This is a genomic window from Nostoc sp. FACHB-280 (assembly GCF_014697615.1).
In the GTDB taxonomy this organism is placed as follows: Bacteria; Cyanobacteriota; Cyanobacteriia; order Cyanobacteriales; family Nostocaceae; genus Nostoc_B.
Genome location: NZ_JACJSD010000059.1, coordinates 1 through 21,661, shown reverse-complemented (window position 1 = coordinate 21,661; position 21,661 = coordinate 1). Strand labels below are relative to the sequence as shown.

Here is a 21,661-nt window from a genome sequence, read left to right as displayed (position 1 = left end):
ATAAAAAAACATACAATTTTTCTTGTGGGGTGGACATCTTGTCCGCCCCTAGCCAAGGGCGGGCTAGAAGCCCACCCCACAAGATTGGATAATTTATTTCTTGAAATCCCTTAGTTATTTCTATATATAAAAAAGGAATTATGCCATTTTTTAGAAAATTTAGAACTTACGTATTGACAAAAGTAGAGAGCATATCCAGGCTGCACAAAGTTGGCAGAGATTACAGAAGAATTCTTGTGCCACTAGCAAAATTTTGCGGTAGTCTTCAAAAGAAGCGAAGAAAGTAAATTCAATGAGCATCAACCTTCGTCCTGCTACAATTGCTGATTTGAATCTGCTAAGACATTGGGATGAACAACCTCACGTAATTGAATCAGATCCTAATGATGATTGGGGGTGGGAAGTAGAACTGAACCGCACTCCTGAATGGCGAGAGCAATTAATTGCGGAAATTGATGGTCGTCCCATTGGATTTATCCAAATCATTGATCCTCTACGTGAAGATAGCCACTACTGGGGAGATGTGCCAGCGAATCTTCGTGCTATTGATATTTGGATTGGAGAAGAAGCTGATTTGGGTAAAGGCTACGGCACCGAAATGATGCGACTGGCACTGGCACGATGTTTTGCTGATCCACTGGTGACATCTGTACTGGTTGATCCACTGGTTAGTAATACCCGTGTTCACCGCTTCTATGAAAATCTTGGTTTTCAACTGGTGGAGTCCCGACGATTTGGTGATGATGAATGCTTGGTTTATCGCTTGAACCGCACAGATTGGTATCAGGTTGGGAAAAAAGCTGGAGATGAGAATAAAAAACTCGGCATTTATTCTGACTCCTGACTGCTCATGCCTGGACGCTGCTATGTATGAGCGTCATCACAGAAAATAAACAGCTTGATTTTGCAACTAAAAATGTTCTCCAGTTGTCATAATTAGGAATGAGCATTGTTTGAGCATGAAGATTTAGTGTAGGCCTATACTAAAGTTTAATGTTCAAAAGCAAAAATCCAGGTTCGGGCATCTATTGAGTATGAATGAGGGTTTGACAGCTAAAAATACTGAGATTGCGTTACTTGTATGGAATTTCACATTTCCGTAACTCCAGTAGGGCAGAATGACTACTTGGTGCGAACGGAACAAGTCGCGCCTGGGGTGCCATTGGCAGAAGAACTGGTAACTTGGCCTGTAGCTGACTGGTTAGCAGCCGCAGGACATCTGATGAATGACCCATTAAAGTCGGTGTTACAGGGTGATGCGATCGCCAGAAACTCTGTAAACTTGGTGGCATTGGGTCAGCAATTTTATAATGCCCTGTTTCATGGCACTCTCAGAGATAGCTGGATTACTGCTCAAGGCATTGCCCAAAACCATCAACAAGTACTGCGCTTGCGGTTAGGTCTCAAGGACAATAGATTAGCACGTTTACCTTGGGAAGTCATGCACGCAGGCGATCGGCCTTTAGCTACTGGGCCTTATGTGGCGTTCTCGCGCTACCAAAGCGGCATTCTCAACACTGGTCGTCTGCCATCCAGGAATTTACCACAATTATCTGAAGATGGTGTAGTGCGGGTTTTAATGGTGCTGGCATCCCCCACAGACCAAATGCGCCTGGGTTTGTTGAAACAAGAAGCACTAAGACTACAAGCCGAATTACACCGTCATGCGGCTCGCGCTGTTGACAGTAGCATTCCCCTACCAGAAATTGAACTGACTATTTTAGATCAACCAGGCAGAGAAGAATTAACCCAAGCTCTGGAACAAGGTAGATACCAAGTTCTCCATTATTCTGGTCATAGTAATTTAGGCCCCAACGGTGGCGAAATTTATCTCGTTAGTAGCAGAACAGGTTTAACTGAAACCCTCACAGGCGATGACCTAGCTGGGTTACTTGTCAATAATAATATTCAAATGGCTGTGTTTAACTCTTGTTGGGGAGCATACACAGCTACAACTGACGCGACAGAAGACACTGGTGAACGTAATCTCACTGAAAGTTTAGTCCGACGCGGAATTAAATGCGTTTTAGCAATGTCAGAACGCATCCCTGATGAAGTTGCCCTCACCCTCACCCAGCTTTTGTACCGCAACCTCAGTCAAGGGTATCCAGTAGATTTATGTGTGAGTCGAGTGCGTCAGGGATTAATCTCGGCCTATGGTTCCCACCAAACTTATTGGGCTTTACCAATTTTGTATCTCCAACCCGAATTTGATGGTTTTCTGGGGACAGAACTCCCAACTTTTACCAGTACAGAATCGCTGACAGAAAGTAGCCGCAGTATCAAGGCAACTTCGACCACAGCTTATTCTGTGATGACTGATGAAGCACAGATATCTTTACCCATTGATGAAATGATGCCAGATTTGGGTAATGGGGCTGGGGATTTAGATTGGTTGGGTGAAGAGACTTGGGGCGATTTAGTTGATGAAATTGAATATGATGACCCTAGTTATGCAGAAGATTCGGCAATTGTTTCCGATTTATTTCGCCAGCTAGATCAGCATTCAGTCAACAACAATGGTCAATCACCACTAAAAAGTGATGTCCCAAACCACAACGAGCCTATTTTTCCGGCTAAACCAATCAGTAGTGAAGTTACGCCCATTAATCAACCAGGATTATGGGGAAACACCAACACAACGTCCCAGGACACTGCACCGAGTCAGGATAAAGAGTGGAGTAACCCACATTTGGCATCGTTACCCACATCACAACCAAAACGTCGCCGCTTAGATACACGACTCATTTGGGGTATTGTAGGGGCAGGTGCGATCGCTAGTTTGATTGGTTTTGGTTGGTGGTGGCAAACTCGACGCGCACCAATATTTGCTGATATCCCCAAAATTCCCGTTCAGCAATCTTTATCTAACGAAATTAATTCTAAAATCAACCTCCAAACCAGTCCCACAGGCGTGATTGCAACTAGCGCCACCGAAAAATTAAGCCAAGGAGACTTGTCGGCTGGGTTGGTGGCTGTGGAAGAATTATTAAATCGTAACGCACTGCAATCTGCCCAAACTGCCTTAAATGTTGTGCCGACGAAACAAGAGAATGATGCTGCACTCAACTTTTTTAAAGGCAGACTAGCTTGGCAGTTAATTCAAACGGGAGATAGAAAATATACCATTGATGATGCCCGCCGTTTTTGGGAAACGGCTGTCAAAGCTGAACCCAATTCAGTTTTATATAACAATGCTGTGGGATTTGCTTATTATGCAGAAGGCAATGTTACCAGAGCTAATGATGCTTGGTTTAAGGGTCTGAATTTAGCTTTAAATCAGCAGAAATCTGCCTATAATGCCTCACTCTCTGTACAGAATGCTCCAGTTCCCCAAGATGCTTTGACATCCTACGCAGGTTTAGCGTTGGGGCTGTATAAATCAGCACGTACTCAACCAGCTTCCAAACAAGAGCAATATATGAAAGAAGCGATTAAGCTGCGTCAACTGGTAATTTCCCAAGACCCTGTAAACTTTCAAGTAAATAAATTAAGTAACAATTGGCTATGGGCAGAGTCCGCAATTACTGATTGGCGATCGCTCTTACAACAAAAAACTGAGTGATTTTAGGAGGAAGCAGAATAATTTTAGATTTTAAATTCTGGATTTTAGATTAAGAAAAGCCAAGAAACCCTTAAACCCAGTTCTAACCAACAATCTTCGTGAGTAATTCCTGAAAATGTAACAAATTGTCTCTGAGAGTGAGAGCAGAACAGATAAGTATTTGTAACATTAAATAATAATGTTCAGAATTTAAGGAATTACTTCATGCCCTACACGAATGAAGAAGGTGGTCGTCTTAACAATTTTGCCCAAGAGCCAAAGGTTTATCGAGCAGAACCGCCAACAGCAGAGCAGAAGCGTAACTACATTATCCTTGGTGTCGCCGCGACAGTTTTAGTCGGCGGCTTAATTTTTGTTGCCTTTTCGGTTTCTACTCTCAGTTAATTAACACTGTTTTTGGGAAAAAAATTTAATTTTTGGTGGTGTTGCAGGTTTTCATTGTCAGGGAACCTGTTTTTTCTTTGTCATGTCAACAGTCTCAAGTCAGAATATTGATGCGTCAAAGCATGAAATTTTAAGTTTGTGCTTGACAATTGCCGTCATAGTTAAATAACGTTCAGTTAAGAAGAATCGCAACTAGGTAAGCCACTTGCGTGGTCATCTAGGGCTGTGGGAAGATTACCCCGGACTAGATCAACCTAATTGCACCTTTGATCCGGTGATGTACAATGTTTTTTGGCTGTTGAGCCACCATGAGCGTGAATGATTCAGCACACCACGATAATTTTGCTTGGAATCGGCAAGTATATCACCGTTTGAAACTTGCCCTGAGTTTGGGCTTAAGAAGACAACTTTTTTTAGCCGTATGTGACGATTTACAACTGCGAAATCAAGTAGCAGCGAGATTACACTCCACTTTGGCTTATCCAGTGGGGCAAGTTTTATATCAACCCCAAGATGGACAGGAAAGTAGCAGCACTCCGGCTTATCCGCGATTAGTAACTTTGCGGTTAAATTTAAATGAGCCTAATCCTGTAGCCCAAATAAATCAATGGCTGGCTAATTATCCGCCGCCAATTGTTGGTGCATCACAAGATCACCCTGGCAGGCCTTTGCCAGTACCGACATTTCAAATTGTTGGCGTAGAACAGCTAACTAAGCAGCCCGTAGCCGTTCAACGGTTATTTTTACATTATCTGCGCCTTTGTGACGAAGCTTTTTCTAGCCAAGAATCTAGCGGGTTTCTCGAATCGACGGTGCTGTTGTGGGTATCGCGTCCTTGGTTATCAGCTATTCAGCAGTCTGCACCCCAGTTTTGGCGTTGGCGTACGGGAATATTTACCTTTGCGGGAGAACCTTCACCTGCAAAGCGTAATGTCAATTATCCCGAACGTGTTTCTAATTCCAAAAATTTGGATTTTGGAAATTTAGAAGGGACTAGTGTCAACGAATCAACAATTGATACTCCACCCAAAGCCCCACCGCCCCCAGAACCCAAATTTGGCAAAAATGGTTATGGTACGGTTCCCACAGAAACACCAGCAAAGCAGATTAGTAGGGTTCTAGAAATTCCGCCACCACCGCCGGGATTTATTAAGCATGAGTCACAATCGGCTGTTAAAGTTGAAGAAACTACTAATATCTCTCTGTCTTCCTTATCACATATTAGTCAGGAGTTAACAGAGTTAGTCTTAGCCACGATTAATGCCAAGGTTAATCAAGAAGAAGAGGATAATTGGCAGCCGCAACAAATTTTATTAGCCATTGAAGAATTACACATCAAGCAAGCTGCAAAAGAAGAGTTGGCAGCCGCTTATCATCAGTTGGGTAACTTATATCGCCTGCGAATTGAACAAGGCAATTCCACCCTAGAAAACTTGATGGTGGCAATTTTAGCTTATCAAGAAGCGATCGCCTACGATGAACAATCACCACAATTACCTGATATTCTCAATGATTTAGGTACATTGTATTGGATGTTGTACCGCACACCACCCAATGTTGAGGCGGGACAAAATTACATTGAAAAGGGAATTGAATTTTATCAGTTGGCGTTGAAGATGATTTCACCGCAGACTCACCCAGAAACTTATGCGCGGGTGCAGAATAATTTGGGAACAGCTTACGGTGATTTAGCGAGATTTTCTCACCCTGCGGAAAACTGGCAACAGGCGGTTTTAGCTTATACAGAAGCCTTGGCTTACCGCACTATTGAAATGGATAGCTTGAAATATGCGGCTTGCCAAAATAATTTAGGTACAGCTTACTGGCATTTGGGGCAATATAATCAACCAGTGGTGCATCTGAAAAAAGCGATCGCCGCTTATAACCAAGCACTCGCTCATTATAATGCCGAACAAGAACCACTCAAATACGGCATGATTCAAAATAATATCGGCACTGCCTTTTGGAATTTAGCCCAATATGAACAACCCGCCGACAATCTTCAGCAAGCTATTGATGTTTACTGCGAAGCTTTAAAATATCGCACCGCCGCCAATGTTCCCAGTGCTTGCGCCGCCACCCAAAATAATTTAGCCACAGCTTATTGGCATCTTGCAAACTTGCCGCAAACCACAAAAGAAAGCAAGCAAAAGTTACTCAAATTATCAATTATTGCTTACGAAGAAGCCATTGCATTGGCGCATTCTTTGAATGGGATACCATTAAGCTTTGATTTGTTTGCTGCTCATAATAATTTAGGATTAGCCCATTATCAGTTAGTTACAGATAGTTATTTTAATGGCGATAAACCCACGCGATCGCACCATTTAGAAATAGCATTAGATCACCATTTACAAGCCTTAAACGGATTAAGCAAACAACCAGAAGCTTATCAAACCACCTTTGCTTATGTAGTTAAAACAATCCGCGCCTTCCACAACGAATTAGGCATTCAAGGACAAAATTTGGCTTTATCAAAAGTGCCTGGTCAATTATTACCAGAAATTTTAGCAAAGTTGTAAATTTATGATGTGCCGATTAGCTTATCAGAGAAGGTTTTTAAACTTAAAGATTGCCGAAAGTTAATCAATAGCTCATTTAAAACGGCTGTATCAATTAAAAAAGCATCGTGACCATAACTAGATTGCAACCACCCTAGTTGAGCATTAGGGATTAAATCTGCGAGTTCTTGTTGTTCTATTGGTGGATAGAGAATGTCAGAATCAATAGCCACAACTAAAGCAGGTTGTTTAATGCTTTGCAAAACAGATTTATAGTCTCGACCTTGAGCAATATCATGACTATCCATTGCTTGGGTGAGAGTGATGTAAGTATTAGCATCAAATCTCTGCACTAGTTTTTGTCCATGATGTTGTAGATAACTAGCGATCGCAAATTGATCAGCCACATCATCATATTGTCGTCCAAAACGTTCTGTAAAGCTTTGCCAAGAACGATAAGCACTCATCGCCATCATCCTTGCTACTGCTAGTCCTTGGCTGGGTGGTTGTTCTTGTGTGTAGTTACCCCCTTGCCAATTAGGATCAGCATAAATAGCCTGTCTTTGGGCTTCACTTAAACCAATACACCAAGCTGAATGTCTACCAGCAGTAGCTATGGGTGCGATCGCTTGTACAATTTCTGGATATAATAACGCCCACTCTAGTACCTGCATTCCACCTAGTGAGCCACCAATGACTAGCTGTAAAGATGTAATTCCCAAATGTTGAATTAATACAGCTTGTAAGCGCACCATATCCCGAATCGTAATTGCTGGAAATGATGCACCGTAAGGAATTCCGGTTTGGGGATTGATGCTAGTTGCTCCTGTTGTACCGTAGCAACTGCCCAAAATATTACTACATATAATAAAATCGCGATCGCTATCTAGTGCTTTGTTTGCACCTAACAAACCTTCCCACCATTCGTCAGCATCAGCCGAACCAGTTAAAGCATGACAAATCAGTACTCCATTATCACCTGCTGAGTTTAACTTTCCCCAAGTCCGATAAGCAACCTGAACCCCAGTTAAAACCCCGCCTCCTTCTAACTCAAATGGCACTGGTAAATGATAATACTCCGTTTGTGGTGAAATGAAGTCCTGATAATTCATCTAATACTAACTAGGTGGGAAGTTGTTGCAGAGGGGTTGTTGACCAATGACCAAACAAGGCAAAAGTAAAAAGTTAAAAGGCAAAAGAAAGAAAAAGAATAAGGGTCACAAGCTCCTTCCTCTATACTCGAAGTTCAGGTCGCTGGTTTCCTGCGCTGTGACTTCGCGCTAAATTCATTTATGGAACGAAATAGGAACATTTATTTCGATACCCATAGAGCGAGAAATAATACTTCCTTATTAAATCCCCTAAATTTATTTATGGGGATTATTTTTTGACTTTTGACTTTTGACTTTTTACTTCTTAATATTGACTATTGACCAATCTTTTGAAATGCTTGCTCAAAATCTTCTTTAATATCATCAATGTGTTCAATTCCCACAGAGACACGCACTAAATCAGGTGTCACACCAGCAGAAACTTGTTCTGTATCACTTAACTGTTGATGAGTGGTGGAAGCAGGATGTATGACAAGGGTTTTAGCATCACCCACGTTCGCTAAGTGACTTGCTAATTTGACATGATTAATAAAGGTTTTACCTGCTTCTAGTCCGCCTTTGATGCCAAAATTTAATACGCCACCAAATCCATGTTTCAAATATTTTTTGGCTCGCTCATGATAGGGGTGATGAGGAAGTCCGGGATAATTTACCCATGCTACTTGGGGTTGTTGTTCTAGCCACTGGGCTAATTCTAAAGCGTTGGAAACGTGGCGGTCTACACGCAAAGAAAGTGTTTCTAATCCTTGCAATAATAAAAATGCGTTAAATGGACTTAACGAGGGGCCGAAATCTCTTAAGCCTTCTACTCTGGCGCGAATAATAAAGGCAATGTTACCAAAGGGACTACCTACACCAAATACTTCTTGAAAATTCAGCCCATGATAACCAGGTGATGGTTCAGTAAATATAGGAAATCTGCCATTACCCCAGTCAAATTTCCCAGAATCGACAATTACACCACCAATAGAAGTACCGTGACCACCAATCCACTTAGTTGCAGATTCAACTACAATATCTGCACCATGTTCAATGGGTCGAGCTAAATAGCCACCAGCCCCAAAGGTATTATCAACAATCAGGGGAATACCATGTTCATGGGCAATATGGGCTAATGCTGCAAAGTCGGGAATATTGAATTGGGGATTGCCAATAGTTTCCACATATAATGCTTTTGTGCGATCGTCGATCGCCTGACGAAAATTCTCTACATCATCGCCTTCGACAAATTTGACATTTATTCCCAAACGTGGTAAAGAAACTTTAAACTGGTTATAGGTTCCCCCATATAAAAAACTGGTGGAAACAATATTATCTCCGGCTTGAGCGATCGTGCTGATAGCCAAAAACTGAGCCGCCTGACCACTAGAGGTGGCTAATGCTGCTACACCTCCCTCTAAGGCTGCAATGCGCTTTTCAAACACATCTGTCGTCGGATTCATGATCCGCGTGTAAATGTTGCCAAACTCTTGCAGAGCAAACAACCGCGCCCCATGATCGGCATCATTAAAGACGTAAGAAGTTGTTTGATAAATCGGTACAGCACGGGCATTACTTCCTACTGCTGGTTCTTGTCCCGCGTGGACTTGCAAAGTTTCAAAGCGATATTTTTCAGACATAGAAAATTACAGACAGGCAATATATTTTAGTAAAGTACTATAAAACTATCGATTTTTAGTATTTTAGCATCCAAATTGAAAATCAAAAATTGTTAGACCGTTAACTCTCCGCAGTCAACAACCCAAATGGATGATTGGCTATAACAGAGTCAATCATCCCTACGCTAATCATCTCGATGAAATTGACTCGATTTTTAAAGATTTTTGTCCCCATTTTTTTAGTTGTGCTTTGTCTAACTCTGTGGGTTAAATTGCAAGCGCCAGATAATCGACGCGCTCAGGTTTGCCGTAATGCTAAACCTCTCACAGAAGTCAAAGTTAATGATTATGATGAATTAGGAATTTATTGGCATAGCGGCACATTTACTAGAAAAGTTTCTCTTGATGGTAAAAGAGAAATTAAAGTCATTATTTTTCCTAAAGGGCTTTCTCCAAAAACATGGACAAAAATAGATTCATCATCGATTCAATACATAGGTAAAGGCGGTGATGATAGTTGGAAAGAGCGGTTACGTCCTGACTACTTTTATTTGCTGGAAGTTCCTGCACAAACAACGGCTTTAGCTTTTGGCAGATTGTGTTATCGCAATGGAGATGCTGAAGTTGAGTCAATAAATAAGCTGACTCGCATTTCTTTAGGAAAGATAGTTATTAATGACAAAATTTATCTTTCTCATTTATACCCGTTCCCCAAAATTACGGCATCGACTGTGATTGTCAATACAGGTAGTAATCAGCTTGATACTCTTGGTACTCAAACAGAGGTATATTTCACCAGAGAAAATATTCCTCTTGCGAATTAGGCTATGTAGAAATGAAGCATAAGTATTATAGTAATCTTATTTGAATTGTGAAAAATATCGAACCGCCAAGTCGCCTTAGACGCGCAAGCGGCTTCCCGCAGGGTAGAGCGCCAAGATAAGCTAGGACTGCTATATCTGTTGGGATAGAGTTTAAGGATGAAAGAGTTTTATTGCTTAATTACTCTTAATTTTTCCCCCAAATATGTCGGTTGAGATTCAAGTCTTCCACAATATCCAACATGAGATTTATAGTTTCAAAATATTCTCGCATTGGGGTAAGGCTTAACATTTTTTTGAAAAGTTTAGGCTCAAAAATATCATCTGCATATTCAATCGCTATGTAAATCATATTTTGGACAAATGATACATAAATATTCTTTTTGGCTCTTTTTCTAAATTGAACTAGCTTGGTCATTAAATTTGGAGATAAAATATATCTGGCTTCTACTTGGTCATCTCCGTAGACTGTGAAAAATTTACTAAATTCCAGGTCTTCTAGTTTAATTTGTTGTTCGTTTCTATTATTTAAGGCGTTAAGATTGGTATTTGCGAAGTTTGGTAAAACTATAGTCTTGCCGCTAATTTTTTTATTAAAGTTGGCTTGAAAAAACAGTCCTTTAAATACGGTTCTTCGAGAAACTTCGTTTCGCAAAATTTCTTCTTCAAAATGTCGATAATTGATTTGTTGCCCTCTTAATATCCTTAGTATTATATAAGGAATACTTTTAATTAACTTTGTTACTAATAATATAGAGTATAGCGGTAGTAGAAATCCAAAAACCATTCTGATGACAACAGGAGGTATCATCATTGAACTTAACATCTTTAAATGTTGGGAAAAAGTGAGATATTTAATCCAACGATGTTTTAATTCTACTTCTGTACAAATTTCTGAAAAGAAGATAGGCGTTTCATTAACTGTGCCGAAGATACATTCTTGTTGCTGGATTTTATTTGGCTTTATTAAGGGCTGAAAAATCTGGCTATGAATGAAAGCAGACAGAGTGTACTGATTGTCATCTTCTGAGGCGTAACTAGCATAATTCAAAGTTTTATTAGTGTTAATAAAATCAAAAATCTTTTGAATGATTTTGGTTTTAAATCCATGAGTGTAAGTTTCTATTGCAGAAGTATAAAAAGCAATCCATCCCCATAAACAAGCCAAGAAGCCAAATAAAAATAAAAAGATGAGGAAGTATGGTAAGGTAACTTTTTGAACAATGCAAAAAATAATATATTCTAAAGGAAAGGATTTGACTAATAAACAAAATATGATAAATATAACGGTACTGACCAAGGAAACTGAGATGATTGTTTGTTTCCTAACCGATTCAAATTCTTTTAAATCTTCTAATAAATTATTTTGACAAAAGATTTTAAATTCAGATAAACTTCTCATTGTCATTTTGACAGGAGCAGCTTTTTCTGCTGGCTGTACGGTTTGAGACTGTAACTGAGAAGTTGATGGTAATAACGTCGGAAGAAATTGTCTAGCCCAGATTTGGGTTACTTCTTGATCAATATTAGTGAGTTTTTGGCAAAGTGCGATCGCATCTTCTAATTGTCCATTTCCCTTATAAGCTTTAACTAGCCACATCTGCCCTTGATAATAATCCTTGAATCCTGCATCAGTTCCTTGACAGAACTCCTCTAAAGCCTGAACAGCTTCAGCATAGTGGCGAAATCTGAGTGCTTTACTTCCTGTGGCTAGTAATTTGGCGGCTTGTTCGGCTGTGAGGAGTATTTGATTTAGAACTATGGGAGTTGTTACTGAAGATTCCGTAGGTAAAGATTGAAGAATTTGCTGCGCCCAAGTCTGAATTTGTGGATGATTACTTTCTGCTAACTTTTGACAGCACAACCGCGCTTCTTGGTGTTGTCCAGTAAAGTGATATGCTTTCACTAATGCTGCTTGTGCTTCAAAAAGTTCCTGACATTCAATCTCAGGAATTGTTTCATAGATTTGACAAAAGCTTTCCAAGAAACTGACTGCTTCTGCATAACGCTTTTGCTTCAAGGCTTCCAATCCTGACTGGAACAATTTTAAATCAGTTGGCATGGAATTTTAGTTATTAGAAATTGTCTAAGATATCAGCTAAATAGATTTCTTACATTTACACTTTGTTTATCTTGAGATGAAATTTGGAATTGTACCTTTAACTGATAATTCATCCAAGATGCAAACAAATTTGTAGGAAACATTTCAACGGTATTGTTATATTCAGTGACAGCACTGTTATAGAATCTTCTGGCGGCGGAAATTTGTTCCTCGATTTCAGTTAGTGAATACTGTAACTGAATAAAATGCTCGTTGGTTTTGAGTTCGGGATATGCTTCGACTGCAACTATCAGATGATCTAAATTTCTCGATATTTGGTCTTCTATTGTAACTCTTGTACTATCACTTACACGTTCTGAGATTACTTTAGTTCTGAGTCTGACAATTTCTGTTAAAGTTTTCTGCTCAAATTGCATATATTTTTCGGCAACTGCTACAAGATTAGGTATTAAATCCCATCTTTTTTGTAACAATACATCAATTGTAGAGAAGGCGTAATCAACCTGATTTTTACTTTTAATTAGTTTATTATAGAGATTGGCAAATATAAAAGCAGTTATCAGCCAGAAAGTAAATATTACTAAAGCTGGTGAAATAGACATATTGGTAACTTCAATATCTAAATAGTATTTAACTCAACTTGTTTAGATTTTAATCTTTATTAATATCTATAAAGAACAGTATGTTTGAGTAATTACTTTATAAAATTCTGGCTGGGTTCAGTATAAATAATGAAATACTATTAGTAGAAGGAATAAATTAAACCTAACTTGAGATTAACAAGTGTGGATACTGTGACTGCGCTCAAACCTATTTTAGTAAGGCTACCGAGCATTGAGCGACTTGTCTTGAGCGTAGTCGAAAGGATTCAAGATGTGTTTTATAAATAATTTTTTCTACCTTTACAAGCTAATTACGTACTTCTTCCGATTTGCGATGATTAGTCAATGAGTTAGAGCATTTGCTTGTTTTTTTAATTGGTCAATGACGACAAAACGAATATCACGTTTTTCAGAAATTAGCTTAATGTCTGGCTGTTGAAGATTTAAAAAATCTAATCCTCGTTCTTTGCCGCTAATTAAGAAATCACTAATAGCAACTTTATAAAATTTTTCTGTATCAAGAGGCTGACCATTGATCAACCAATTTTCTGGATTAGATTCTTGAGTAACTTGTGCTGTTTGGAGATAACCACCAGTACCTTTATTTTCTTGACCTTTTTTGAGGACTTTTTTTAATAATTCGCCCTTCATTTCTACAGCTACAACTTTACCACCAAAAGGCAAGATGCGAATGACATCATATTGAGTAATTGATCCTGGCGGAATGACATCATCAACGCGAATTGAGCCGCCATTAAAGATAGCTAAATCTGCATTTGGGACTTCTTGCAACATTGCTTCAGCAATTAACTTGGTAAGTTCTGTAGATTTGTTGCGAACACTTGATTCTAAACCATCTAAAGGATGCGAGATTTTAGCTACTTCTTGATTAGGTTCAAAACCATTGGCGCGAAATGCTGCAAAACCTTTGTCTAGCCATTGTTTAACTACCTGTGCTGTTTTTGGTTCTTCGGGGATTTTATCGGTAATTGGCATTAAACGAGAGTTAATTTGTAGGTTGCGCTTTGTGGTGTCGTAGCGTAGTTGATGAATGTAAATTGTACGTGCATTGGCATCAGCTTTAAAAATGGGTGTAAAATCTCGTCCCCGCCATTGTTGAATATTTTCATGCTCGTGACCGCCGAGGATGAGGTCAATTTCTGGTATTGTTTCTGCAAGTATGCGATCGCTCTCTATGGGTAAATGAGTCACAGCTACCAAAATATCCACTTTTCCTTTCAGTGCTGCTACCTGCTGTTTGGCTACCGTTAAGGGGTCTGTGTAACTGACGTAATTTGCTTTATTACTATCGATGGTGAGACCAATTAACCCAACTCTGACAACAGCACCGCGATCGCCTTTCACATTAAATACTATCGACCTGGGTACATTTTTGAAAGGTTGACCTTTACTATCTGATACATTGCCAGAAAACCACCGAAACCGCGATTCTTGCAATCGTTGATAAAATAAATTTTCTGGTAGGTCAAATTCATGATTACCAAAGGTTGCATAGTCCAAACCTAAAGCATTGAGTACAGCTACCATCTGCTGTCCAGCTAAAGGTGTACTGTTAATTTTGGCAGTTCCCAAAGCCGAAGGACTTAAAAAATCTCCAGCCAAAATTGTATAGGTGCGTGGGTTTACTTGGCGCAGTTGTTTTCTGACAGTAGCGACACGCGCCAAACCACCGCGAGTTCCCCCCTCCACTGGCGTAATTTCGTAGACATCATTGAGTTGCAATAAGTTAATATTGACAATTTCGGCAAATACCGGAGTTGCAAAAGTAACTGTGGCTAATACTTGTAAAACTATACTGCATCCTGGCGATAGAAGTTTCATATTTGGTAATTGGTGGATTTTATATCTTAATAATTGATGAGTTTTGTCAAGCCATGACGTATATTTTACAAATCAAATATACATTTGAATATTTAATATTTACTTAATATATCGTGAGGTTCAGATACCCGACTTCTTTAAGAAGTCGGGTATCTTGTTTAGAAGTAATAGAAAATCTGAAAACTCAGGTAATACCAAAAGATAGAAGATATCCCTGAGATAAAAATTTATTGTAATAACGCAACTTCTATATAAGGTTAATAATTGTGAGTAAAAGTGAACTTCTGTATCAACAGCAACCACTGATTGTTGCGGGAATTATTTTAGGACTGGGTTTAAGTGGCTTTATTGACGGAATTTTCTTGCATCAAATTCTGCAATGGCATCACATGCTTAGTAGTGTTAAGCCTTTGACTAACGACTCAAATATAGATTTAAATATGGTCTGGGATGGATTATTTCATGTCTTAGACTTTGTGTTGACTGTAACAGGAATTATCTTGTTATGGCGTGCTGGCAAGCGTAATGATGTTGATTGGTCATCATCCACCTTTTTTGGCTCTATACTAATCGGTGCAGGATTATTTGATGTAATTGAAGGCATAATTGACCATCAAATTCTCGGTATCCATCATGTGAAACCAGGGACAAATCAGTTAGCTTGGGATTTGGGATTTCTTGTATTTGGTGCGTTGCTTGTATTAGTTGGCTGGATAATGCTACAAAAGAGCAACAAAAGTTACTAGTTATTTATGTCTACTGATGGCTTTGAAAAAACTAGCTGGGGTTGGCAATTGTCTCAATTCCAGCAACAAATTGGAGAATCGATAGAATACCAATTTGACCGCTTTCAGAATTCTTTACCAAACTTATCACCAGACTGGAAAATTAGTCCTTGGTTGAGTCATTTGCTAGTTTTGTTATTTTGGCTGATACTTGCGTTATTTTTGGCTTTCGTGCTTTGGCGTTTATGGCAAGAATTCAGTCCATATATCTATGCTTGGTTATCTATGGGTAATAATAATGCGAATGTTGGGGATAAAAATGGCGATCATGATTTATCCGTAGCATTATGGCTAGAGCGATCGCAAGCACTTTACCGCCAAGGTAATTATCGTGAAGCTTGCCGTTGTCTGTACTTGGCAATCTTACAACACTTACATGATACTAAACTCATTCCCCATAAATTTAGCCGCACCGATGGCGAATATTTGCAGGTTTTACGTTCAACTGTCACCCCAGTTCAACCTTACGAAACTCTGATTACTACCCACGAACAATTATGTTTCGGTAATGCTGAGATATTGCCAGAAAATTATCAACAATGCCAGCAAGCCTATCAAGAAATTATTAATCAACAACACAACTCAGCACTCAGCAGTTAATGTATGAAAAAATCAAATCGTGTTGCTTGGATAGGAGCGATCGCACTTGCTGTCATTATTATACTCAGCGTCTTTGCTGCTCCTAATACAAAAATTTACAGTGGCTCGACTTATAGTCGGTCTCCCGATGGCTATGGTGCTTGGTATGCTTATATGCAGCAGCAGGGTATTACTATCCAGCGTTGGCAAAAGCCTTTAGAAGATTTTCAACCAGAAAAAACACCAGTTACCCTACTGCGAGTTATGAGTCCTCTTAGAGAAGAGGATTTATTATTTGATGAACAGGAATGGTTAGCAAAAGGCAATAATTTAGTAATTTTAGGTGTAAAAACACCTGTAACCCAAGCCAAATTTAACTCTCTGCAAAAATCAGATGTTGGGGATATTAAAATTGCCACAAAACGACGTAATATCAAAGTAGAAAAACCAAGTATATCTTTAGGCGATCGCTTTGGTGCTGTTGTTTGGGAAGAAAAATCTGATAAAGGTAAAGTAATTTACTCAGCTACTCCCTATTTAGCGGCTAATGCCTACCAAGATAATTTAAGTAACTTTCAATATCTAGCTAGTTTAGTTAACCAAAAAGGTCAAAAATTATTTGTAGACGAATATATTCACGGTTACAAAGATGCTGATATTAAAGAAAGTGAAGGTGAAGGCAGCTTATTCAAATACTTTGCCAAAACACCACTATTCCCTGCACTGGTTCAAGCAGGAGTTTTACTATTAGTTTTAATTTGGGCGAAAAATCAACGCTTTGGTAAACCAATAGCCTTAGAAACTCCAGTTATAGATAACAGCCAAGCATATATCCAAGCACTAGCGGGAGTATTAGAAAAAGCCGAATCTACAGATTTTGTTGTCAATATGTTAGGTAAAGAAGAACAAATACAACTACAAAAATCTTTAGGATTAGGCACAATACTTCTAGAACGCCAAGCATTATTACAAATTTGGCAAGAAAAAACTGGTAAAAGTCCCGCCGAACTCGACGCAGTATTAAAATTATCTACCCGCAAACAACGCATAAGTGAACGAGAACTGTTAAGCTGGTTGGCTAAATGGCAAACCCTAAAGGAAATCCCAAAATAGGTATTGCTGAATATCGAGGATGAAAATTAAAATCTAATCTTTCAAACTCTCATTATTTGCTTAACGTCAGTTGCTACAACGCGAGTAACTCGCACAACGCACTGGTTCCTCTGCGCCAGGCAAAATACTATCAAATCCGCGTACTTTGCCTAAATTGCCGTATTGTATGGTTAAGTGACAAGCCTAACAATTAAAACTCAGTAGATAATTGTCATAATAATCTATTCTTAAAAATTATGAGCCAAAACCATTCTGTCTTAATTACTCTAGAACAAAAACTAAATCAAATCATCGTCGGACAATCAAGCCTCATCCAGCAGTTGCTAATAGCATTGTTAGGAGGTGGACACGTAATTTTAGAAGGTGTACCCGGAACAGGTAAAACACTTTTAGTCAAAGTGTTAGCGCAGTTAATTCAAGGTGATTTTCGCCGCATTCAACTCACACCAGATGTTTTACCTTCCGATATTACAGGGACAAATATTTTTGATTTAAATAGTCGTAGTTTCACCTTAAAGAAAGGGCCAGTCTTTACCGAAGTGTTACTAGCAGATGAAATTAACCGCACTCCTCCTAAAACCCAAGCGGCGCTGTTAGAAGCAATGGAAGAAATGCAAGTTACTTTGGATGGTGAAAGTTTACCTTTACCGGATTTATTTTGGGTAATTGCGACACAAAACCCCTTGGAATTTGAAGGGACTTATCCTTTACCAGAAGCGCAGTTAGACAGGTTTTTATTCAAACTCTTAGTAGATTATCCCGACCAAGCCGCAGAAAAGCAAATGTTACTCAATCGTCAAGCCGGTTTTGCAGCGCGACGTATAGATATTTCTAGTTTAAACCCTGTCGCAACCGTAGCAGATATTTTACAAGCACGCCAAGAAGTTAAACAAGTACAAATATCTGAAAAAATTATCGATTATCTTTTAGCTTTAGTGAGAGCCTCGCGTCAATTTCCTGATTTAGCTTTGGGTGCATCACCGCGTGCGGCTGGTGCTTGGTTGCAAACATCCCAAGCCGCCTCCTGGTTAGCCGGACGCGATTTTGTCACGCCAGATGATGTGAAAGCTGTAGCTTCACCTTTGTTACGTCATCGCTTACTTCTTAAACCAGAAGCTATGCTAGATGGGTTACAAATTGATGCAATTATCGCGTCGGTAATCAATCAAGTTCAAGTACCAAGATAAAAGGTGAATACTGAAAATTGATAAGACAATTAATAGCTTACAATTGGATAAACAATCGAGGTAAAAATGACAATTAAAGAACAAATTAACCAAGAAATAGAAAGATTACCTGAATCTTTATTACAGGAAATTTTAGATTTTATTCAGTTTTTGCAGTTTAAACACCAGCCAGAAAATATATCAGTAAATAACCAAGATTCTCAACTACTTACGGCAGAAAATAATTTTACTAATTCTACTGCCGAAGATTTATTAGAATTTGTTGGGAGTTGGGAAGGTTCAGACATCCGAGAATGTCTGCAATTAGTTCATGAAAACCGGATGCAAATTGAATTGTAATCATGTATCTTCTTGATACCAATCATTGTTCCTTTTTAATGGAGGGTGTACCTAGTGTTGCCAATCACCTGCGATCGCTCGGTCAAATACAACTGTCTACTAGTGTCATTGTTGCAGGAGAGTTACGCTTTATGGCACAAAATTCCCAACAGAAAGCTGCTAACTTAATCAAAATAAATTCGTTTTTGCAGCGAATTAACTTATATGGAATTGATAAAGAAACTACAGAAATTTACGGTGACTTTAAATCTGAATTAATCAAACATTTTGGCCCCAAAGAAAAAACTAAACGTAGCACAACTCAATTAAATACTATCGGAATTAGTGAAAATGACCTCTGGATAGCTGCGACAGCCTTACGCCATTCATTGATAATTGTTTCATGTGATAGTGACTTTGAGCGAATGCAACAAGTAAGAGAAATTCCTTGGGAAAGTTGGGTTTAGATTTCTAAAAATACTTCCAAAAATTAGCAAAAAAATTAAATAAAAAATGATTCCTTCTCAACGACTTTATTTATTCTTGATATCGGGAATTGCGATCGCACCCATCCTATCCTTATTCCTCACCATTCCCGTTAGCATCGCCATCACTTTATTATTTGATGCCATTATTCTGATATTGATGATGGTGGATGGGTTACGAGTCCGTTCATTACGAGTGCAAATCAAGCGCGACTTACCGCAACGCTTATCAATTGGGCGAGATAATCCGGTAATGTTGACGGTAACAGCCGCAAACACTGACGCAATTATTCAAATTCGTGATTACTATCCCCCAGAATTTGGCGTATCTACCCCAACACTCAGCGCCACTATTCCCGCTAACACTACCCAAGAATTAACTTATACTGTCCATCCCAGACAACGCGGCGAATTTCCTTGGGGAAATATTCAAGTGCGACAGTTGGGAACTTGGGGGTTAGCTTGGCATAATTGGCAAATACCGCAAAATGTTTCAGTCAAAGTTTATCCTGATTTAATTGGGTTGCGATCGCTCTCTATTCGCCTCACCTTACAATCATCAGGTTCCATTCGCCAATCTCGCCGTATGGGTATCGGTACAGAATTTGCAGAACTGCGGAACTATCACACTGGTGATGATTTACGTTTTATTGATTGGAAAGCCACCGCCAGGAGAACTACTGGGAATACACCGCCTTTGGTGAGGGTATTAGAACCAGAACAAGAACAAACCTTGATTATTTTATTAGACCGTGGTCGGCTGATGACAGCACAAGTCAAAGGCTTACAGCGATTTGATTGGGGTTTAAATGCTACTTTATCATTAGCGTTAGCTGGATTACATCGGGGCGATCGCGTCGGGGTGGGTGTATTTGACCGCCAAATGCACACATGGATTGCACCAGAACGTGGTCAATCTCATCTTGGTAAGTTAATTGATTATCTCACTCCCATTCAACCAGTGTTACTCGAATCTGATTATTTAGGGGCTGTTACCAATGTAGTACAAAGGCAAACTCGCCGCGCTTTAGTAGTTGTCATCACCGATTTAGTTGATGTCACTGCTTCTACGGAATTATTAGCTGCACTTTCCCGGTTAGCACCAAGATATCTACCATTCTGTGTCACTTTGCGAGATCCCCAAGTTGATCATCTAGCGCACACATTTACTCAAGAAGTTACAGCTGCTTACAGTCGTGCTGTGGCTTTAGATTTATTAGCACAACGCCAAGTAGCCTTTGCTCAATTAAAACAAAAAGGTGTTTTGGTACTCGATGCGCCAGCAAATCAAATTACTGACCAGTTAGTTGAAAGATATCTGCAACTTAAAGCAAGGAATCAATTATGAATGGTCAATTGCACTATTTTAGAGTTTTACGCCGATAAATAGAGAGGCTGACTTATATTAAAAATATGCCTAAGTTAGACATTATCCATAACTCTCAGGACTTACGCAAAATCATGAAAAAACGAACCGCAAAGGACACGAAGTCAACAGGATTTGAGAGGGTTATTGCGTAAGTCCTAACTCTGTAAAAATGCGCTGATAAAAGATGGCTGGGTGATTACAGATGACCCTTACATAATTCAGTATCGAAAAACTGTACTATATGCTGATCTGGGTGCTGAACGTCCAATTGCAGCCCAACGAGATGAATAAAAGCTGGTTGTGGAAGTCAAAAGCTTTGTTGGTACATCAAAAATACAAGATTTAAAGGAAGCTCTTGGTCAGTATGACATCTACCGTTATCTTCTAGAAGAAACAGCACCAGACCGTAAATTATATATTGCTATCAGCAAAGTTGTATACAAAACTTTCTTTTCCCAGGATATTATTCAACTCATTCTCAATAAGCATAGACTTCCAATTATTGTCGTAGACATATAGCAATCCTATCTGAGTTGTGAAAAATATTCTTTTTAACGAACCGCAAAGGACGCAAAGGACACAAAGAAAGAGAAGAAAGAGAATTTCACAAATGATTTAGGATTGCTATAGAAACAGAGGAGATTCAACAATGGATAAATTAACAGAGTATCCTAAGTTAATTAAGAGAATTTTAACTGAGTATGTAGAACTGAGTAACCGCCATTTCAACTCAAATATAGAGAGATTTTTGATTGTAGATGAATCACAGAATAATTATATTTGGATGAATCTCGGTTGGCAAAATGGAGAACGCATTTCTGGTATTACTGTCTATGTTCGGATTCGTGATGGCAGATTCTGGATTGAAGAAGATTGGACTGAAGAAGGCATTGGAACTGATTTAGTTCGTGCAGGAGTTCCTAAAGACGATATTGTGCTGGCATTTCATGAACCACAGATGAGGCAGTATACAGACTTTTCTGTAGTATCGTAATTTTTGTCAAAGTTATAAATAAACGTAATATAGCAATCTTAAATCATTTGTGAAATTCTCTTTCTTCTCTTTCTTTGTGTCCTTTGCGTCCTTTGCGGTTCGTTAAAAAGAATATTGTTCACAACTCAGATAGGATTGCTATATATCGTTTCTTACTCTAGTAAGGTAAACAGAAGAATAATTAACCGCAGATGTAGACGCAAGCCTAACCAATAATTAGGGCTTGATGAAAAATGGCGAAAGATAGAAGCATCAAGAGTTTCAGGTGGAGAAAACAGAAATAAAGTGGAAGAAAAAGGGGTAAAATGAGTAAAAAAACTTGCAGTAATATGCGTTAAGATGTA

General features: G+C 39.0%; 19 protein-coding genes and 1 pseudogene. 14 read left to right on the top strand and 6 right to left on the bottom strand.

All coding sequences use genetic code 11. The annotated features are described in order from the left end of the window. Positions 1 to 292: 292 nt before the first annotated feature. The 4 genes from H6G75_RS28765 (at position 293) to H6G75_RS28750 (ending at position 6,471) form a co-directional block, all read left to right on the top strand. Entirely contained in the window at positions 293 to 844 is a 552-nt protein-coding gene (locus H6G75_RS28765; RefSeq protein ID WP_190983312.1) for a GNAT family N-acetyltransferase, read from the top strand. Between the two features lie 237 nt (positions 845 to 1,081). Next, positions 1,082 to 3,565: a cell division protein HetF gene (hetF, locus tag H6G75_RS28760; RefSeq protein WP_190983311.1), complete on the top strand. Its 2,484-nt coding sequence runs from the start codon at positions 1,082 to 1,084 to the stop codon at positions 3,563 to 3,565. Positions 3,566 to 3,769: 204 nt separating this feature from the next. After that, positions 3,770 to 3,949, top strand: a complete 180-nt coding sequence (gene psb34, locus H6G75_RS28755) for a photosystem II assembly protein Psb34 (RefSeq protein WP_190983310.1) — start codon at positions 3,770 to 3,772, stop codon at positions 3,947 to 3,949. Between the two features lie 308 nt (positions 3,950 to 4,257). Then, positions 4,258 to 6,471 (top strand): tetratricopeptide repeat protein, encoded by a 2,214-nt coding sequence (locus H6G75_RS28750; protein ID WP_190983309.1) that lies wholly within the window; start codon positions 4,258 to 4,260, stop codon positions 6,469 to 6,471. 2 nt (positions 6,472 to 6,473) lie between these two features. On the opposite strand, the gene metX is transcribed toward H6G75_RS28750, so the two are convergent. Further along, positions 6,474 to 7,562 (bottom strand): homoserine O-acetyltransferase, encoded by a 1,089-nt coding sequence (gene metX, locus H6G75_RS28745; protein ID WP_190983308.1) that lies wholly within the window; start codon positions 7,560 to 7,562, stop codon positions 6,474 to 6,476. Between the two features lie 314 nt (positions 7,563 to 7,876). Continuing rightward, positions 7,877 to 9,181: an O-acetylhomoserine aminocarboxypropyltransferase/cysteine synthase family protein gene (locus tag H6G75_RS28740; protein WP_190983307.1), complete on the bottom strand. Its 1,305-nt coding sequence runs from the start codon at positions 9,179 to 9,181 to the stop codon at positions 7,877 to 7,879. Between the two features lie 176 nt (positions 9,182 to 9,357). Between H6G75_RS28740 and H6G75_RS28735 the strand changes: the two genes are divergently transcribed. Beyond that, a complete protein-coding gene (locus H6G75_RS28735) occupies positions 9,358 to 9,984 on the top strand; it encodes a hypothetical protein (protein ID WP_190983306.1) in 627 nt (208 codons plus the stop codon). Between the two features lie 184 nt (positions 9,985 to 10,168). Here the strand turns inward: H6G75_RS28735 and H6G75_RS28730 are convergent, their stop codons facing one another. The 3 genes from H6G75_RS28730 to H6G75_RS28720 all read right to left on the bottom strand — a co-directional run bounded on the left by H6G75_RS28730 (position 10,169) and on the right by H6G75_RS28720 (position 14,487). Beyond that, positions 10,169 to 12,043, bottom strand: a complete 1,875-nt coding sequence (locus H6G75_RS28730; RefSeq protein ID WP_190983305.1) for a DUF3137 domain-containing protein — start codon at positions 12,041 to 12,043, stop codon at positions 10,169 to 10,171. 32 nt (positions 12,044 to 12,075) lie between these two features. Further along, a complete protein-coding gene (locus H6G75_RS28725; protein WP_190983304.1) occupies positions 12,076 to 12,645 on the bottom strand; it encodes a LemA family protein in 570 nt (189 codons plus the stop codon). A gap of 342 nt (positions 12,646 to 12,987) precedes the next feature. Continuing rightward, the gene (locus tag H6G75_RS28720; RefSeq protein ID WP_190983303.1) at positions 12,988 to 14,487 is read right to left on the bottom strand and encodes a bifunctional UDP-sugar hydrolase/5'-nucleotidase; all 1,500 of its coding nucleotides are present in this window, start codon (positions 14,485 to 14,487) and stop codon (positions 12,988 to 12,990) included. Between the two features lie 263 nt (positions 14,488 to 14,750). Between H6G75_RS28720 and H6G75_RS28715 the strand changes: the two genes are divergently transcribed. The 9 genes and pseudogenes from H6G75_RS28715 to H6G75_RS28675 all read left to right on the top strand — a co-directional run bounded on the left by H6G75_RS28715 (position 14,751) and on the right by H6G75_RS28675 (position 21,317). After that, complete coding sequence (locus tag H6G75_RS28715; RefSeq protein ID WP_190983325.1) at positions 14,751 to 15,233, top strand: DUF2243 domain-containing protein; 483 nt, start codon at positions 14,751 to 14,753, stop codon at positions 15,231 to 15,233. Positions 15,234 to 15,239: 6 nt separating this feature from the next. After that, a complete protein-coding gene (locus tag H6G75_RS28710; protein WP_190983302.1) occupies positions 15,240 to 15,872 on the top strand; it encodes a DUF4129 domain-containing protein in 633 nt (210 codons plus the stop codon). Positions 15,873 to 15,875: 3 nt separating this feature from the next. After that, complete coding sequence (locus H6G75_RS28705; RefSeq protein WP_190983301.1) at positions 15,876 to 16,964, top strand: DUF4350 domain-containing protein; 1,089 nt, start codon at positions 15,876 to 15,878, stop codon at positions 16,962 to 16,964. A gap of 236 nt (positions 16,965 to 17,200) precedes the next feature. Further along, positions 17,201 to 18,151, top strand: coding sequence for a MoxR family ATPase (locus tag H6G75_RS28700; protein ID WP_190983300.1), 951 nt, complete (start codon positions 17,201 to 17,203; stop codon positions 18,149 to 18,151). A gap of 66 nt (positions 18,152 to 18,217) precedes the next feature. After that, positions 18,218 to 18,490, top strand: coding sequence for a DUF2281 domain-containing protein (locus H6G75_RS28695; RefSeq protein WP_190983299.1), 273 nt, complete (start codon positions 18,218 to 18,220; stop codon positions 18,488 to 18,490). Between the two features lie 2 nt (positions 18,491 to 18,492). After that, positions 18,493 to 18,936, top strand: coding sequence for a type II toxin-antitoxin system VapC family toxin (locus H6G75_RS28690; protein ID WP_190983298.1), 444 nt, complete (start codon positions 18,493 to 18,495; stop codon positions 18,934 to 18,936). A gap of 46 nt (positions 18,937 to 18,982) precedes the next feature. Further along, entirely contained in the window at positions 18,983 to 20,302 is a 1,320-nt protein-coding gene (locus H6G75_RS28685) for a DUF58 domain-containing protein (RefSeq protein WP_190983297.1), read from the top strand. A gap of 195 nt (positions 20,303 to 20,497) precedes the next feature. After that, positions 20,498 to 20,842 (top strand): annotated as a pseudogene (locus tag H6G75_RS28680) (element excision factor XisH family protein). A 130-nt stretch (positions 20,843 to 20,972) separates the two neighbouring features. Next, positions 20,973 to 21,317, top strand: coding sequence for a XisI protein (locus H6G75_RS28675; protein ID WP_190983296.1), 345 nt, complete (start codon positions 20,973 to 20,975; stop codon positions 21,315 to 21,317). Positions 21,318 to 21,469: 152 nt separating this feature from the next. On the opposite strand, the gene H6G75_RS32810 is transcribed toward H6G75_RS28675, so the two are convergent. After that, positions 21,470 to 21,661: hypothetical protein (locus H6G75_RS32810; protein ID WP_206757382.1), on the bottom strand; the 192-nt coding region annotated here is incomplete at its 5' end.

Excerpts from the sequence above, each read along its gene's own strand:
- H6G75_RS28765 (WP_190983312.1), top strand. The coding sequence starts at position 293 with ATGAGCATCAACCTTCGTCCTGCTACAATTGCTGATTTGAATCTGCTA.
- hetF (WP_190983311.1), top strand. The coding sequence starts at position 1,082 with ATGGAATTTCACATTTCCGTAACTCCAGTAGGGCAGAATGACTACTTG.
- psb34 (WP_190983310.1), top strand. The coding sequence starts at position 3,770 with ATGCCCTACACGAATGAAGAAGGTGGTCGTCTTAACAATTTTGCCCAA.
- H6G75_RS28750 (WP_190983309.1), top strand. The coding sequence starts at position 4,258 with ATGAGCGTGAATGATTCAGCACACCACGATAATTTTGCTTGGAATCGG.
- metX (WP_190983308.1), bottom strand. The coding sequence starts at position 7,562 with ATGAATTATCAGGACTTCATTTCACCACAAACGGAGTATTATCATTTA.
- H6G75_RS28740 (WP_190983307.1), bottom strand. The coding sequence starts at position 9,181 with ATGTCTGAAAAATATCGCTTTGAAACTTTGCAAGTCCACGCGGGACAA.
- H6G75_RS28735 (WP_190983306.1), top strand. The coding sequence starts at position 9,358 with ATGAAATTGACTCGATTTTTAAAGATTTTTGTCCCCATTTTTTTAGTT.
- H6G75_RS28730 (WP_190983305.1), bottom strand. The coding sequence starts at position 12,043 with ATGCCAACTGATTTAAAATTGTTCCAGTCAGGATTGGAAGCCTTGAAG.
- H6G75_RS28725 (WP_190983304.1), bottom strand. The coding sequence starts at position 12,645 with ATGTCTATTTCACCAGCTTTAGTAATATTTACTTTCTGGCTGATAACT.
- H6G75_RS28720 (WP_190983303.1), bottom strand. The coding sequence starts at position 14,487 with ATGAAACTTCTATCGCCAGGATGCAGTATAGTTTTACAAGTATTAGCC.
- H6G75_RS28710 (WP_190983302.1), top strand. The coding sequence starts at position 15,240 with ATGTCTACTGATGGCTTTGAAAAAACTAGCTGGGGTTGGCAATTGTCT.
- H6G75_RS28705 (WP_190983301.1), top strand. The coding sequence starts at position 15,876 with ATGAAAAAATCAAATCGTGTTGCTTGGATAGGAGCGATCGCACTTGCT.
- H6G75_RS28700 (WP_190983300.1), top strand. The coding sequence starts at position 17,201 with ATGAGCCAAAACCATTCTGTCTTAATTACTCTAGAACAAAAACTAAAT.
- H6G75_RS28695 (WP_190983299.1), top strand. The coding sequence starts at position 18,218 with ATGACAATTAAAGAACAAATTAACCAAGAAATAGAAAGATTACCTGAA.
- H6G75_RS28690 (WP_190983298.1), top strand. The coding sequence starts at position 18,493 with ATGTATCTTCTTGATACCAATCATTGTTCCTTTTTAATGGAGGGTGTA.
- H6G75_RS28685 (WP_190983297.1), top strand. The coding sequence starts at position 18,983 with ATGATTCCTTCTCAACGACTTTATTTATTCTTGATATCGGGAATTGCG.
- H6G75_RS28675 (WP_190983296.1), top strand. The coding sequence starts at position 20,973 with ATGGATAAATTAACAGAGTATCCTAAGTTAATTAAGAGAATTTTAACT.